We start from the raw sequence: 14,505 nt of genomic DNA on the forward strand, positions 1-14,505 counted from the left end.
CTTTGAATTAAGGACAAAAAAAGACCAGCTACGTTAAGTGCTGGTCTTTAAAACTAGGCGAATCTGGACGGGTTCTTTAACAACAAAGGTTACCTAGTATGTGTTCATTGTTAGCAAATTAGCTAACGAGCTTTTTGTAGTCTTTGAAATTCACATCGTAGGCTTTCTCACCGTAGATGTAAGTCTCGCTAACGGTTCTGTCGTCACCCAAGCTCATTAGTACAAACAGCTTTTCTTCAAGTTTGGTCGCTTGTTCCATTCTAAAGCGCATCAGTTGAGTGGCGTGCAAATCGAGCACCACGAAATCCGCTTCTTTGCCAACTTCCAAGTTACCAATCTTGTCTTCTAGATGCAGCGAACGTGCGCCACCTAATGTTGCTAAGAACAGGGATTTCGCAGGGTGCAGCTTTTTATGCTGTAACTGCATGATCTTGTACGCTTCGCTCATGGTTTGCAGAATTGAGAAGCTGGTACCTGCGCCTACATCGGTTCCGACACCGACACGAATGCCGTGCTCTTCCATTTCTGGTAATCGGAATAAACCCGAACCTAAAAACAAGTTCGAAGTTGGGCAAAATGCGATAGCAGATTCGGTATCGGCTAGGCGCTTACATTCACAGTCAGACAGATGAATACCGTGAGCAAATACTGAACGCTTGTGCAGTAGTCCGTAATGATCATAGACATCTAGGTAACTATCGCGCTCTGGGAACAGCGATTTCACCCACTCGATCTCTTTCTCGTTTTCAGAAAGGTGAGTGTGCATGTACACGTCTGGATATTCTTCTAGCAGTTTACCCACAGTAGCAAGTTGCTCTGGTGTGCTGGTTGGTGCGAAGCGAGGTGTCACAGCATAGTGCAAACGACCGCGCTTATGCCACTTTTCGATCAACTCTTTTGAATCGATATAGCCAGATTCTGGTGTGTCGGTAAGGTAATCGGGCGCATTGCGATCCATCAACACCTTACCCGCGATCATACGTAGGTTGCGCTTCTCAGCTTCTTCAAAAAATACGTTAACTGACTCTTTGTGTACCGTGCCAAAAACCAGTGCAGTAGTAGTACCGTTACTTGCTAATTCGTCTAGGAATAGCTTGGCCACTTTGTGTGCGTAGACTGGATTTTTGAAGCGCTTTTCTTCTGGGAAGGTGTAGTTCTCTAACCAATCAAGAAGCTGCTCACCGTAAGACGCGATCATCCCTGTCTGAGGGTAGTGGATGTGCGTATCAATAAAGCCAGAGGTGATCAGCTTGTCTTTGTATTGTTTTACTTCGAGTGTTTTAGGTTGGCGAGCCAGTACCTCGTCGGCATGGCCTAAGTCGATGACATGGCCGTTCTCAACCACTAAAACACCGTCTTCAAAATAGTCGTAAGACTCATCGATACCGACATCTTTTGGGTCGGCGACGCTGTGTAAAATACTGGCGCGATAAGCTTTGCGTTGCGTTGTCATGTTTACTTCCTTTTAATGACTTCAGCGACGTGATGGCCACTGAAGCTTTGCGACTTGTATTAGGCGATCTTCTCTTCCAATGGTGGTTCGCCTACATCGCTTGGTTGACTGTTTTGATCGGTCAAATCCTGATTTCGATATTGTTTGGTTGGGCGCTTTTGTTCAAGGGCTTGGCCTTGATAGTGTGCGATCAGTTCACCTGCAACCGATACCGCAATTTCGGCAGGATGTTTGCCATTCACAGCACTAATGCCAATCGGGCAAATCATGGTTTCAATTTGCTCTTGGCTGTAGCCACGTTGCTCTAAGCGGAAGTCGAACTTTTTACGCTTAGTGAGCGAACCAATCATGCCGAAGTAACGGCTGTCTTCACGGTCGATAATCGCTTTGGTTAGATCAAAATCGAGCTGGTGGTTGTGGGTCATCACTAGGTAATAGCTGTTCGGTGGCATGTGTTTTACTTCACCGACTGGATCGTCGCTTACTAGCTTTTTCACACCGTGTGGCAGCGTTTCAGGGAACACTTCTTCACGTTCATCAATCCAAGTCACGCGGAAAGGCAGGGTTGCGACAATGTGCAGCAGCGCCTTAGCAACATGACCTGCGCCGAATAGCACAAGATGGTTCTGCTGAGTGCCAATCGGCTCAAAGCTTAACGTTGCCATACCGCCACAACATTGGCCTAAACGAGCACCTAGGTTGAAGCGTTCCACTTTGAGCGATTTTTCACTGGCAATCAGCATCTCTCGAGCCATTTTAGTGGCCACATGTTCAAGATGACCACCACCAATCGTGGCAATGATTCGGTCACGAGTGACAAGCATCTTGGTACCTGCATCACGTGGAACGGAACCTCTGTCTTCGAGCACCGTCACCATCACACACGGTTCGTAGTTCTCTTCCAGTTTTGCCAGTTCGTGAATCCAATTATCCTTAAACATATGTCCTCCTAAATCCCTTCTATGCTTCCTAAGCTCTATATCAGCCCTATTAAGCCGTTTCTGATTGAGCATCGACCGAGGTCGGGGCTGTTTCTGAGACTTCCTGAATCGCCATCAGAATACGCTCTGGCGTTGCTGGTGTGTTTAGCTTAGGAATCGCGCCATCGACGGCTACATAGCTAATGGCATCTTTCAGTGCGCTCCATACCGACATACCCAACATGAAAGGGGGCTCACCCACGGCTTTCGAGTTGAAGACGGTGTCTTCTGGGTTGTTACGGTTTTCTAAAAGGTGCGTTCTGAAATCAATTGGCATATCAGCAATCGCAGGGATCTTGTAACTTGCAGGGCCATTGGTCATCAAGCGGCCTTGCTGGTTCCAAACCAACTCTTCCGTGGTTAACCAACCGACACCTTGCACAAAGCCACCTTCGACTTGGCCGATATCAATCGCAGGGTTCAATGAAGCGCCTACGTCATGCAGGATATCGACACGCAGAATCTTGTTCTCGCCGGTTAAGGTATCGACGATAACCTCTGAACAAGATGCTCCGTATGCGTAGTAGTAGAACGGACGACCGCGCGCTTTCTCGTGATCGTAATAGATCTTCGGAGTGCGGTAGAAGCCAGTGCTTGATAGCGAGATTTGGTTAAACCAAGCCAGTTCAACAAATGAGTTGAAGGTCATGATCTCATCGCGGATCTGCACCATGCCGTTCTTAAATACCACCTCTTCAGGCCACACTTTGAAGTGCGAAGAAGCGAAGTCGATCAGGCGCTGCTTAATGGTCATTGCGGCGTTTTGCGCGGCCTTACCGTTGAGGTCGGTGCCCGATGAGGCTGCGGTTGGTGATGTGTTCGGAACTTTGTCTGTGTTTGTAGCGGTGATCTGGATACGTTCGACATCGACTTGGAACTCCTGTGCAACGATTTGTGCCACTTTGATGTTCAAGCCTTGCCCCATTTCCGTACCACCGTGATTCAAATGAATACTGCCATCGGTGTAGATATGGATGAGCGCACCTGCTTGGTTCAAGAAAGTCGCAGTAAACGAGATGCCGAATTTCACTGGTGTGATCGCTAGGCCTTTCTTCAAGATAGGACTTTGCTTGTTGAACTCGGCAATGTCTTTACGACGTGCGTGATAGTCACTGCTGCGTTCAAGCTGTTCGGTTATCTCAGGTAAAAAGTTGTCTTCAACGGTTTGGTAGTAATGGGTTACGTTACGGCCTTCTTCGCCGTAGTAGTTCGCCTTACGTACTTCCAAAGGATCTTTTTTCAGGTAACGCGCAATCTCGTCCATGATGTGTTCGATGGTCATCATGCCTTGCGGGCCACCAAAGCCACGGTATGCGGTGTTTGATGCTGTGTTGGTTTTGCATCGATGACCAACTACAGTTGCATCGCCTAAGTAATAAGCGTTGTCTGAGTGGAACATCGCACGGTCGACGATAGAGCTTGATAAGTCTGGTGAGTAACCACAGTTACCTGCAACGGTAATGTCGGCACCTTGAATCACACCATTGTCGTCAAAACCGACGGTGTATTGGTTGTAAAACGGGTGTCGTTTACCGGTTTGTTGCATGTCTTCACTGCGCAGCAGACGCATTTTGGTCGGTCGACTTGTAAGGTGGGCAATCACCGCAGCCATACAGGCAGGAGAGGCTGCTTGAGTCTCTTTACCACCGAAACCACCCCCCATACGACGCATATCAATCACGACTTTGTGCATCGGTACGCCAATCACTTCCGCAACCAGCTTTTGAACTTCGGTCGGGTTTTGAGTCGAGGTGTAGACGATCATGCCGCCGTCTTCGGTTGGCATTACGCTACTGATTTGGGTTTCTAGGTAGAAGTGCTCTTGGCCGCCGATCTCTAGGTCACCAGAGATCACGTGTTTCGCTTTTGCCAGTGCCGCTTTTGAGTCACCACGTTGTTGAGTGTGGCTCTCTGTCACGAAGTGCTCTTTTGCTAGCGCTTCTTTGACATCAAGAATAGCTGGTAGCTCTTCGTATTCAATAATCGCAGCATGTGCGGCTTTGCGTGCGGTTTCTAAATCATTAGCTGCCACGGCAATCACAGGTTGGCCATAGTATTCTACTTTGCCGTCTGCAAGCAGTGGGTCACCCGGAAGGATAGCACCGATATCTAGCTCACCCGGTACGTCTTTCGCTTGAATAGCAATCGCCACGCCTTCGAACTCGTAACACGGTGACAGATCTATTTTTGTGATGTTGGCGTGTGCTTGAGTGCTCAGGCGTGCGTATACGTGCAGCTGATTTGGGAACTCAAGGCGGTCGTCAATGTATACCGCTTCGCCCGTTACTTGTTTGGCTGCACTGTCGTGTTTAACACTTTTACCCACGCCAGTTTTTAGGTCTTGTTTTGCAATGGTAACCATCTCTTCGTGGGTCATCGCATTGCTCTTGTGAACAGAGGAATTTGATTTAGACATAAGACGTTACCCTTGTTTCGATTTGGTTGTTTTTGTTCTGCTGTTCAATGAAGTAACGACGCAGCATGTTAGCCGCCGACAGTGAACGGTATTCTTGGCTTGCACGGAAATCAGAGAGTGGCTCAAAGTCGTTATACAGTTCCTGCATCGCTAACTTAATATTAGCGTCTGTCCACGGTTTGCCTAATAACGTGTTTTCACAACGCGCCGCGCGCTTAGGCGTTGCTGCCATACCGCCAAAGGCGATACGAGCGTAAGAAACCTTGCCATCTTCGATTTGAATATCAAACGCACCACACACTGCAGAGATATCATCGTCTAAACGTTTAGACAGTTTGTAAGCTCGGAAGCTGTCGTTGGTTGGCTTAGGAATGATGATCTGTTCAATGAACTCACTCTCTTTTTGCGCTGTCACTTTGTAGCTGATGAAGTAATCTTCAATCGGCATGATGCGTGATTCATCACCACAACGAAGTTTGATCTTCGCGTTTAGGGCAATCAGCAGAGGAGGCGTATCACCGATAGGCGAGGCATTCGCCACGTTACCGCCTATGGTGCCTTGGTTACGCACTTGCAGTGACGCAAAGCGATGCAGCAGTTCACCAAAATCTGGATAGTGTTTTTTTAGTAGTGAGTAAGAGTCACTGATTGGAAGGTTGGCACCAATGATTAAGTCGGTGTCTGTCTCTTCACATACCTTCATGTCTTCAACAAGGTTTACGCTGATCAGCGTTTCAATCTCACGATGGAATTGCGTCACTTCCAGTGCTAAATCCGTACCGCCAGCAACCAGTTTAGCGTTTGGATGCGCTTGAAAAAGCTTGGCCAGCTCATCGGTGCTTTTCGGGGAAAAAGCGGTGAGGTGACCAAGGCGTAAGTTGGCCTCGGTGTCTTGAATACTTTCTAGCTTCTTGATGGTGTTGCGTTCAAGTTCTGCAAATTGGTCGATCAAAGGTTGGTCTGTTGAAAGCGACATCGCAGCATCAACAATTGGTCGGTAGCCCGTACAACGACATAGGTTCCCTGCCAGTGATTCCATGACGTCTTCTTTGCTCGCATCGGGTTTGTTCTTACCTAGTGCAAACATCGACATGATGAAGCCCGGCGTGCAGTAACCACATTGTGAACCGTGAAAATCGACCACCGCTTTCTGCACCGGGTGCAATGACTTATCTCTGTTTTGCAGATCTTCTACTGTGATTAGCTGTTTACCGTGCAGCGCTGAAACGAACGTAAGGCAAGAGTTCACCGAACGGTATTGCAGTTGTCCATCCACCACTTCACCGAGAACTACCGTACATGCACCACAGTCACCCGACCCACAACCTTCTTTGGTACCGGTTTTATTAACCTTGGTACGAAGGTAATTGAGCACTGTCATATTTGGCGACAGATTGTCTTCACGTCTTATTTCCTGATTGAGCAAAAAAGTAATCAAGAGACCTCCTTGTAAATCGACATATTTCCATGTGTATTCTTTTTGACTTCTAGGTCAATAATTATCCATCCTGACCCTGTGGTCAACTATTTATTTACAAAAATGCAACAAAGAGGTGTCGTGGTAAATTGTGTACAATCCACTTTGTTATCTATTTTTTTGTTTTATATAGATTTGGTGGTCTTTTGATAAGTTTAATGTTGTGAATGTGTTTTTGACGATGTATACAAAAATGTAGGGATTTAAGGAGGCGAGCGCATCAGTGTTATTCAGTTCTATAGCTTCGTTCAGGCTAGTAATAACAAGGCGAATAGGGGAAGTAGTGGTGATTTTCTAACGATGGAAGAGGGTTTCACGCATAAAAAAGAGAAGTAAACGCTGAGGCTTACTTCTCTCCTATTTTGTTAATAAAAAGTTGTTAACAAAAGGTTTGGCTATCTAGTTAGCAAAGCTATGACTTGCTTTTGAGCAGATCAGAGAACACCACGTGCAGGTCGCTCGAAGCTGTGTTGCTGTCTAGGTTGAGCTTGGAGCGAATATGGCTTAAATGCTCTAGCATTAGGTCAACGGCTTGCTCTTCATCGCCAGACTCTATCGCATCAAGTAACCCTTCATGCTCATCGAGAGAGCAATTTGAGTGGCTGCCGGTTTCGTACTGGGCAATAAGCAGTGAAGTTTGCGATACCAAGCTGCGTTGGAAAGCCAGCAGTGGCGCGTTCTCTGCCATTTCAGCCAATTTGATGTGGAACTCACCAGACAAACGTAGGCCAGAGCCGTAATCACCTTGGTCGAAAGCACAGTTCTCTTTCGCGACTAATTTTCTGCATTCTTCTATTTGAGCTTTGGTTGCGTTTTTTACCGCCAGCTCAGTGATAGCAATTTCCATCACTTCACGTGCTTTAAATATCTGCTTGGCTTCGTCTACTGTTGGGGCTGCAATCACAGCACCTCGATTAGGGCGGATCACCACAACTTGTTCTAAAGAGAGGCGCAGCAAGGCACGGCGGATAATAGTACGGCTAACGCCAAAGATTTCTGCAAGTGCTTCTTCGCTCAATTTAGTAGCTGGTGGCAGCCTTTGTTCTAGTATCGCGTCGAAGATATGGCAGTAAACAACATCGTCTTGAGTCTGGCCTGTTACTTTCGTTTTTACACCTTTGGAGACAGAGTTTTTGAGAACTGTCATAGAGATAAGGACCCTTGTTTAGTCTAGTTGGGTTGGTCGAGAATAATTCATGAGTATTACTCTATATTGTATACATTTATCTATACAATGCCACCGGATGAAAGTGCGATGCACGCTTATTTGTTAATGACTTATAACATTTAGTTTGCAGGGAACTGTGTGCAATCTTTGGCTTTAAGTCATATTCGGTTCAACTAAACGCGATTATCGCCACAGCTGTATGCCACTATTTGGCTTATTTCGCTCAGGTTGCGACCTGATTGCTGCTGCCACTCGTTGAAAGCCTTACTCGCTGCGACTTGTGCTCGCTTGGTATTGCGACCGCTATCGACCACATCGGTACTGCGTAGGTGCGCTTCAACGTCCGATGACAAGATGAAGGTGTCTTTACCCATTTGACGCAGAGTGTAGGCACCAGTATTACCACCTAATCGCTTGCCGTGTTTTTTTAGGTAGTCCCAAAGTTCTGTGATGCGTTCTGATGGCCAGTCGGCAACCATTTGTGAGAAGGAATCCGCTTCACGCTTGGCATTGTGGATCATCATTGCGTTGGCAGGGATGGTCATCACCTTTGTGAGGTGCCGAATAATACGCGGGTCTTGTGCTTTCTGTTCCCACATCTCATTCGGCAGCATCAGCATCTTTTCGATGTCGAATTCAAAGAACACTTCTTCAAATTGCGGCCATTTCTTTCTCACCACATTCCATGAAATACCACACTGGAATACCTTTTCAGTAAAGGCTGCCAGCCAACGGTCGTCGGTGATTTGCGATAGCTCGGCTTGTGAAAGAGGCGCACGAACAATCTTTTCGAGCTCTGCCGCTCCGCCTTTACGGTGAGCCGCACGTTGGTAAATGGTGTCGAATTTTTCTTGGGTCATTGGAGGTTCCAAACTAAAGCGATTCTTTATGATATGGGGGCTAATTTCTATATGAAAAGGAGCTTAAGCTTCTGTCGCCAATTGAGCGAGAAAGCCACGCATGTAATTAGTGCGTTTGTCGGCTTCTAATTTGGCGGATTCTGTATTCATGGTTTCAGCGAGCTTGAACAGCTTCACATAGAAGTGATCGACGCTGTAATGCTTGTCATCCAAGTCGCGCTGCTTCGCAAACGGGTCTTCGTGGTTATAGAGTTCGGCATCGAAGCTCTGACCCACGTATAGACAGCGTGCAATGCCGATTGCACCGAGAGAGTCAAGGCGATCCGCATCTTGAACAATCTGAGCTTCCAAGGTTTCTGGCGTGATGTTGGCGCTATAGCTGTGCGTGACAATGGCATGATGGATCTCATCAAGATAGGACGCGGGATAGTCGATAGATTTGAGGAAAGAGATCGCCTTGTCTGCTGCCATTATTGAGCTTTGGGCTCTGTCTGGATGATTCTTAGGAAAGGTGAAGCAATCATGAAGGTAAGCGGCAGGGAGGACGACCTCAAGCTTCGCCTGTTCTTGAGTACATAAAGCTTTAGCAGCTTTGACAACGCGCTTGATGTGGCTGATGTCGTGCGCTGCATCTTGTGTCATCTCTCGCTGTGCAAAATCAAGCAGTTGGTCTTCAAACTTTTCCTTCACGCGTCTCTTTCTCCATATTTAGACGTTAGCAATCTTGCTTATTACTTAGCATATATTTCACATCGACTGTAACAGTTTCAAGTGCGAGTTTTTATCTTTTATAAAAGGAATACCAATAAAAAAACCGACTCTGTGAGTCGGCTTAATGGAAAGGTTATTCTGTGTTGATTAAAGCGTTATCAACGGTAATCAGAACCTAAGCAGCAGCTTGTTGAAGCTGTGCTAACACATCATGCAGAGAAGGGCTGATGGTGTGTCCAAGCGCTTTTACTTCGTCACATGGCTCTACTAAATCAGGGATCTGGAAGCTGATCATATTCGCTGCCATAGAAGCTCGAATGCCGTTGTTTGAGTCTTCAAACGCAAGACAAGTTTCAGGAGCAACACCTAAGCGTTCTGCCGCCAGCAAGTAAATCTCTGGGTGAGGTTTACCGTGAGTCACTTCGCAGCCTGTGCTTAGTGAAGTGAAGTAAGAATCTAGGCCTGCTAGCTCAAGCTTCTTCTTGGCGATATCTAGCTGAGTTGAGGTTGCCACCGCGATTGGAATGTCATTTGATTTTAGCCATTCAAGCAGCTCAATCACGCCATCTTTTACAGGGATTGCTTGGTTTTTAACAATCGCACTGTAGCGAGTGCGCCATTCATTATTCAGTGCAGGGTAGTCTAGGTTTTCACCGTAGCCATTTCGAAAAATCTGTTCGATAGTTTTTGCGTTGCAGCCAATGATGCCTAGGTAAACATCTTGCAAAAACGGAACACCTTGTGCGTGACATGCTTCTTCAAAAACCTGCATACAAAGTCGCTCGGTGTCGAGCAGCAGTCCATCCATATCAAAAATAGCAGCTTGAAAATTCATATACGTGGTTCTTTCTGTGTTGTCGTCGTGAGGGAGGGTATTTTGACATAGTGTCTAGTGATAGGCGAGTCAACGTTCAGTAAGAATGTATCCAATTGGCTCGGTAATATGCCTCTGAATGACTTGGGTTGTGATTGGTTTGTGATTGAATAATATCGTTCAGTTATGAGCTTGATATTTTATAGGTCATACAGATCTAACAGAAACAATTATGATTATTCCACATAACAAACCTCAGCTTTGTATCTGTCTTCTTATTACATTTCATAAACTTACAGGTCGGTTAGCGTGACCATAATCTTATAAAAAACAATTTGCGGGAGCCTGCAATCATAGTGTGACCAAGCAATAAGTAAATGGCTGAGCTTAGGGAGAAAATATCATTAGTCCACATTTTTAGCAGGGTTGCTTATGTTGTATTTTGAGTTTCTATTTTTACTTGTCGTTCTCTATATCGGTTCTCGGTATGGTGGTATTGGCTTAGGTGTTGTTTCTGGTATTGGTTTGGTTATCGAGGTGTTTGTCTTCAAGATGCCACCAACGTCTCCACCTGTCACCGTAATGTTGATCATCCTCGCTGTTGTTACTTGTGCCTCGATCCTCGAAGCGGCTGGTGGCTTGAAATACATGCTACAAGTGGCGGAAAGGGTGTTAAGAAAGAACCCGAAACGCGTTACCATGATAGCCCCGTTCGTGACTTATTCGATGACTTTCTTATTGGGTACTGGCCACGCGGTTTACTCCATTATGCCAATCATCGGCGATGTTGCGCTAAAGAACGGTATTCGTCCTGAGCGTCCAATGGCGGCAGCTTCAGTTGCATCTCAACTTGCGATTACTGCATCACCAATTTCAGCAGCTGTGGTGTACTACCTCGCACAACTTTCAGATATCCAACACTCGATTACTCTGCTTTCCATTTTGATGGTGACGGTTCCTGCAACGCTGTTTGGTACGTTCTTACTTTCTTTGTACAGTTTGAAACGCGGTAAAGAACTGAACGACGATCCTGATTATCAAGAACGTTTGAAAGATCCTGAGTGGAAAAAGCGCATCGAAAACACCACTGCGACGTCTTTGGATGAAGTGCTTCCAACTTCGGCTCGTAATGCGGTTTTGATTTTCCTACTTTCAATTGTCGTGATTGTTATCGTGGCGATGGTGCCTGAGATCAGAACCATCGTAGACGGCGATAAGCCAATTAAGATGTCGGTGATCATCCAAATGATGATGCTCTGTTTCGGCGGAATCATCTTGCTAGCGACCAAAACTGACCCGCGTCACGTGCCAAATGGCGTGGTCTTCAAATCGGGTATGGTGGCAGCGATTGCTATCTTCGGTATCGCTTGGATGTCAGATACTTACTTCCAATACGCAATGCCTCAATTCAAATCTGGCATTGTGGAAATGGTGACTAATTACCCTTGGACGTTTGCACTAGCGCTATTCATCGTATCGGTTGTGGTGAACTCACAAGCCGCAACAGCACGTATGATGCTACCTGTTGGCCTTGGTCTAGGGTTAGATCCAGCCTTGCTTATCGGCTTGATGCCAGCGGTTTACGGCTACTTCTTTATCCCGAACTACCCATCTGATATCGCAACGGTGAACTTCGATGTATCTGGTACCACTAAGATTGGTAAGTGGTACTTCAACCACTCATTCATGTCGGTGGGTTTGATCGGTGTCGTAGGCGCATGTTGTTTAGGTTACGCACTAGCACAGATTTTTATCGCTTAACCTAACTTCTTGTCGCTTAATCTGCTAGCGAGATAAGAAAAGAAAAACAGCGCCTATTGAGGCGCTGTTTTTGTTTGATAGTTCGGATTAGAAACTAGGTTTGGAATTAATAACCAATATTAACGAGGCTCAAAGGCGAGCGACTGAATCGCTTCTTCAATGGTTAGGAAGTGAATCTTCATCAAGCATACTTCGGCTTTCTGGAACTCGTGATTTCGAATCAGCTTAGTCACGTTTTCAACTGAATACTGCTCAGGTCGTTTCGTCAGGGACAGTTGATTTGAGCTCGATTGAAGTGCGTAGCTGTCGCCTTCTGAATCGATGAGGTAATCATCTTCGCCCAAGATCATGTCTGAGCATTCGGCTTGAAAGTCTTGTTCGGACGCGACGTAAATAAGCTCATCGTCACCGTCGAGTTTTACCAAAGATGGCCAACTGATCATTATTGCCTCTAAATCATTCGTATTGAAGTGTGTCAGCACTATAAACGCTTTCGAACCTTTGGTCATGTGCAGTCCCAAGCGCTATTTGCTCAAAGATCGCCCTAATGGTGCGAAGTAACCTTGTAGGGCTTGGTATATCTCTTCTCGATGCGCCATATCGGGATACACGGGGTACATGTCAGGCTTGGTTGTGCCATCCACAAGATAAGCGTTCTTAATATCAGAGCAGGATTCAATCACTGACTCAAAGGCGCGCGCCATCATCTCTGTGGGTAATGAGAAGTAACGGGCAGACATCGCCTTGTCGGCAATAACGCTACGAGCCACGTAATCGTGTTTATCTAAGTTGTTGTCGCTAAGCAATGTGGCATCGAATAATGACATCAGACTCTCGTTTAATGGATGAGGTCTTATTTTTCGATCGTGTAACCAACAGTCACTGGCAAACAAGATGTGTTTTCTTGGGCCAGAGGTGTCACCAATTTCAAACGCCTTCTCGGCAATGTAGTGGTCAAACGCATGCCAAAACTCATGAGCGAGTGCACCTGCTCCAGCATTCTTAGCAAGGGCTAATTCTCGCTGGTTAGGTGCGTAGTGTGCTTGCACGCCTTTTCTGCCGCCACTGCCGAACGCTAAACCTAAGGTTCCGCGCAGGCCAATCGCTTCTGGTGGCAAAGCCAAGATGTAAGCTAAGTCTGCTAGCGAATCGAATATCAAGTTCGCAGCCAAGTCCTTCTCTTCTTTGGTTACCCAAGCGCCCACACGAATGCTGCCCATACCAAAGGTCTGTTTGATGTCCATAAAAGACACCTGGTCGCCATGTCGGTAGTCTGGGCCTTCGCGCGTTTTGTATTTAAAGTGAGTTAACTTCAAAAGGGTCCTTGGAAACAGACAGAAGAATGAATGGGATGCTTAGCGAGAAGCACATATCTGAGATGCATCTCTTAGAATTAAGGGAAGTTAGCACTTTTAGTGGCAAATTGCCGAACAAAATTAGTCTAGGTTAAGCTCAAATGCTTCCCAAGAGGTTGGGTTACCTTCACGAGTAAGTGGGAAGAGGGGCGCTTGTGGTTTTGCATAGCTTAATCGGTGCAGCCTTTGAGTTACGTGGTAGCTGTCAAGCCCTGATACTGTGACTATATCCAACGTCTCTAAATCAAGGTAGCCATCCGGCATTAGTGCGCGCTTTGGTGCGTGGATCGTTACCACCTCACCGATCAGCATTTGAGTTTGATTGCTTTCGATGGTGATCTTTTCTTTGAACGTTAACCCTATTTTTAAATTGCTTTCCAAGACGAAGGGAGCGGGAAAAATGTCGTCATAATAGGGTGTGAGACCGACCGCGTTAAATTCAGAGACTGGTTTGGGATAACGAGCCGAGGTTTGATGTGCCTTTTTTACGAAATCGGCGCCAATGCTGTTAACGGTGAAGTGCTGAGTTTCGACAATGTTTTCTAGCGTATGACGGCGGCTTTTGTCAGGACGAACAATAAAACCAAGCAGAGCAGGATCAGACCCTAGATGGATAACCGAGCTCACTATCGCAAGGTTCTCGACACCCTGTTTATCACAAGTGCCAATGAGGTTGGCGCTTTTGAACCCAGACAGAGAGTTAACTAAACGAATGCGCTGGCGCTGATCCATGGTTTGGATATCTTGTTTAGAAAGGGTTATGTTCTTCATATCTTCTCTTCTCTTCTTCTCATTATTGTTATTTTCGAGCTTGCTCGCTAACGAGCTTATATGTACGAAGAATCACCTTTTATCGATCAAAGAGTCTGCGGCTACTTGCTGGGATGTTTGAGAAAGTGCTTGGGTGTTTTAAAAAGGAAGGGGGACTTAGGATTCTTTGTTACTGTCCTTGCTGGGGCATAATGGTTCAGCAGTCGTGTAAAGATACGAAGTCGCTAAATTTGTTATTGCAGCGGTTTGCTATTGAGCGATACCATATAGGGCTATTTCTTTGGTAAAGATTTAATTATGTCAGATGAAAAACTCGCTCTTGAGTGGATGCGCCAACAAGCTCATAAAGTTGATCCATATGTTATCAACCCATCGTTTGATGAATGCGTTGAGTTGCTTGATCCTGCCTTCAAGAAAGGTAAGAGTGTTGCTCAACTAAAGTATCTGCTATCAGAAGCGGATCGCCGAGCGGGCGCGGCAGAACGTAAACATGCAGCCTTAAAGTATGCCAAAGAAAAAAGCCCTAATGCTGGTCAGATTCTGCGTCTGCAAAGTAAGCTTCAACAAGTCCAGCTGGCATTAAAATTAGCGACGGGCGACAACAACATGACCATCTCTCAGTTCTGTTCTGAGTATGACGTTACCAAGCGTGACGGCAATACGGCATGGAATGAAAAGCTGGTAGAGCAGGGTAAGAGAAAGTAGCCATTAAAAAGCCTGAAAATCGCTTTCAGGCTTT

The 14,505-nt window shown here is 46.2% G+C and carries 13 protein-coding genes; 2 read left to right on the plus strand and 11 right to left on the minus strand.

Annotated elements, in window-relative coordinates:
• Nucleotides 1-118: 118 nt before the first annotated feature.
• The 8 genes from guaD to BCT34_RS05730 all read right to left on the minus strand — a co-directional run bounded on the left by guaD (nucleotide 119) and on the right by BCT34_RS05730 (nucleotide 9,900).
• A complete protein-coding gene (gene guaD, locus BCT34_RS05695) occupies nucleotides 119-1,453 on the minus strand; it encodes a guanine deaminase (RefSeq protein WP_076651028.1) in 1,335 nt (444 codons plus the stop codon).
• A 59-nt stretch (nucleotides 1,454-1,512) separates the two neighbouring features.
• A complete protein-coding gene (gene xdhC, locus BCT34_RS05700; RefSeq protein ID WP_076651027.1) occupies nucleotides 1,513-2,394 on the minus strand; it encodes a xanthine dehydrogenase accessory protein XdhC in 882 nt (293 codons plus the stop codon).
• Between the two features lie 49 nt (nucleotides 2,395-2,443).
• Complete coding sequence (xdhB, locus tag BCT34_RS05705; RefSeq protein WP_076651026.1) at nucleotides 2,444-4,849, minus strand: xanthine dehydrogenase molybdopterin binding subunit; 2,406 nt, start codon at nucleotides 4,847-4,849, stop codon at nucleotides 2,444-2,446.
• Nucleotides 4,842-6,287, minus strand: coding sequence for a xanthine dehydrogenase small subunit (gene xdhA, locus BCT34_RS05710; RefSeq protein WP_076651025.1), 1,446 nt, complete (start codon nucleotides 6,285-6,287; stop codon nucleotides 4,842-4,844). Before xdhA ends, xdhB begins: the two co-directional genes overlap by 8 nt.
• 451 nt (nucleotides 6,288-6,738) lie before the next feature.
• Complete coding sequence (locus BCT34_RS05715) at nucleotides 6,739-7,473, minus strand: GntR family transcriptional regulator (RefSeq protein WP_076651024.1); 735 nt, start codon at nucleotides 7,471-7,473, stop codon at nucleotides 6,739-6,741.
• A gap of 194 nt (nucleotides 7,474-7,667) precedes the next feature.
• Entirely contained in the window at nucleotides 7,668-8,354 is a 687-nt protein-coding gene (locus BCT34_RS05720) for a DNA-3-methyladenine glycosylase I (RefSeq protein ID WP_076651023.1), read from the minus strand.
• 63 nt (nucleotides 8,355-8,417) lie between these two features.
• The gene (locus BCT34_RS05725; RefSeq protein WP_076651022.1) at nucleotides 8,418-9,044 is read right to left on the minus strand and encodes an HD domain-containing protein; all 627 of its coding nucleotides are present in this window, start codon (nucleotides 9,042-9,044) and stop codon (nucleotides 8,418-8,420) included.
• Nucleotides 9,045-9,240: 196 nt separating this feature from the next.
• Nucleotides 9,241-9,900 (minus strand): HAD family phosphatase, encoded by a 660-nt coding sequence (locus BCT34_RS05730; RefSeq protein WP_008221043.1) that lies wholly within the window; start codon nucleotides 9,898-9,900, stop codon nucleotides 9,241-9,243.
• Nucleotides 9,901-10,311: 411 nt separating this feature from the next.
• Between BCT34_RS05730 and BCT34_RS05735 the strand changes: the two genes are divergently transcribed.
• Nucleotides 10,312-11,640 (plus strand): anaerobic C4-dicarboxylate transporter, encoded by a 1,329-nt coding sequence (locus BCT34_RS05735; RefSeq protein ID WP_076651021.1) that lies wholly within the window; start codon nucleotides 10,312-10,314, stop codon nucleotides 11,638-11,640.
• A 119-nt stretch (nucleotides 11,641-11,759) separates the two neighbouring features.
• Here the strand turns inward: BCT34_RS05735 and BCT34_RS05740 are convergent, their stop codons facing one another.
• The 3 genes from BCT34_RS05740 to BCT34_RS05750 all read right to left on the minus strand — a co-directional run bounded on the left by BCT34_RS05740 (nucleotide 11,760) and on the right by BCT34_RS05750 (nucleotide 13,766).
• On the minus strand, nucleotides 11,760-12,083 hold the full coding sequence (locus BCT34_RS05740; protein ID WP_076651049.1) for a DUF4144 domain-containing protein: 324 nt from the start codon (nucleotides 12,081-12,083) through the stop codon (nucleotides 11,760-11,762).
• Nucleotides 12,084-12,164: 81 nt separating this feature from the next.
• Nucleotides 12,165-12,956: a CLCA_X family protein gene (locus tag BCT34_RS05745; RefSeq protein WP_076651020.1), complete on the minus strand. Its 792-nt coding sequence runs from the start codon at nucleotides 12,954-12,956 to the stop codon at nucleotides 12,165-12,167.
• Nucleotides 12,957-13,076: 120 nt separating this feature from the next.
• On the minus strand, nucleotides 13,077-13,766 hold the full coding sequence (locus BCT34_RS05750) for a flavin reductase (protein ID WP_076651019.1): 690 nt from the start codon (nucleotides 13,764-13,766) through the stop codon (nucleotides 13,077-13,079).
• 297 nt (nucleotides 13,767-14,063) lie between these two features.
• Between BCT34_RS05750 and BCT34_RS05755 the strand changes: the two genes are divergently transcribed.
• Nucleotides 14,064-14,471 (plus strand): hypothetical protein, encoded by a 408-nt coding sequence (locus BCT34_RS05755; RefSeq protein WP_076651018.1) that lies wholly within the window; start codon nucleotides 14,064-14,066, stop codon nucleotides 14,469-14,471.
• Nucleotides 14,472-14,505 lie beyond the last annotated feature (34 nt).

This window comes from Vibrio sp. 10N.261.45.E2 (assembly GCF_002875705.1).
In the GTDB taxonomy this organism is placed as follows: domain Bacteria; phylum Pseudomonadota; class Gammaproteobacteria; order Enterobacterales; family Vibrionaceae; genus Vibrio.

Bases quoted from the DNA above. Each gene is read 5' to 3' on its own strand.
- guaD (WP_076651028.1), bottom strand. From the start codon at position 1,453: ATGACAACGCAACGCAAAGCTTATCGCGCCAGTATTTTACACAGCGTC.
- xdhC (WP_076651027.1), bottom strand. From the start codon at position 2,394: ATGTTTAAGGATAATTGGATTCACGAACTGGCAAAACTGGAAGAGAAC.
- xdhB (WP_076651026.1), bottom strand. From the start codon at position 4,849: ATGTCTAAATCAAATTCCTCTGTTCACAAGAGCAATGCGATGACCCAC.
- BCT34_RS05715 (WP_076651024.1), bottom strand. From the start codon at position 7,473: ATGACAGTTCTCAAAAACTCTGTCTCCAAAGGTGTAAAAACGAAAGTA.
- BCT34_RS05720 (WP_076651023.1), bottom strand. From the start codon at position 8,354: ATGACCCAAGAAAAATTCGACACCATTTACCAACGTGCGGCTCACCGT.
- BCT34_RS05730 (WP_008221043.1), bottom strand. From the start codon at position 9,900: ATGAATTTTCAAGCTGCTATTTTTGATATGGATGGACTGCTGCTCGAC.
- BCT34_RS05735 (WP_076651021.1), top strand. From the start codon at position 10,312: ATGTTGTATTTTGAGTTTCTATTTTTACTTGTCGTTCTCTATATCGGT.
- BCT34_RS05740 (WP_076651049.1), bottom strand. From the start codon at position 12,083: ATGATCAGTTGGCCATCTTTGGTAAAACTCGACGGTGACGATGAGCTT.
- BCT34_RS05750 (WP_076651019.1), bottom strand. From the start codon at position 13,766: ATGAAGAACATAACCCTTTCTAAACAAGATATCCAAACCATGGATCAG.
- BCT34_RS05755 (WP_076651018.1), top strand. From the start codon at position 14,064: ATGTCAGATGAAAAACTCGCTCTTGAGTGGATGCGCCAACAAGCTCAT.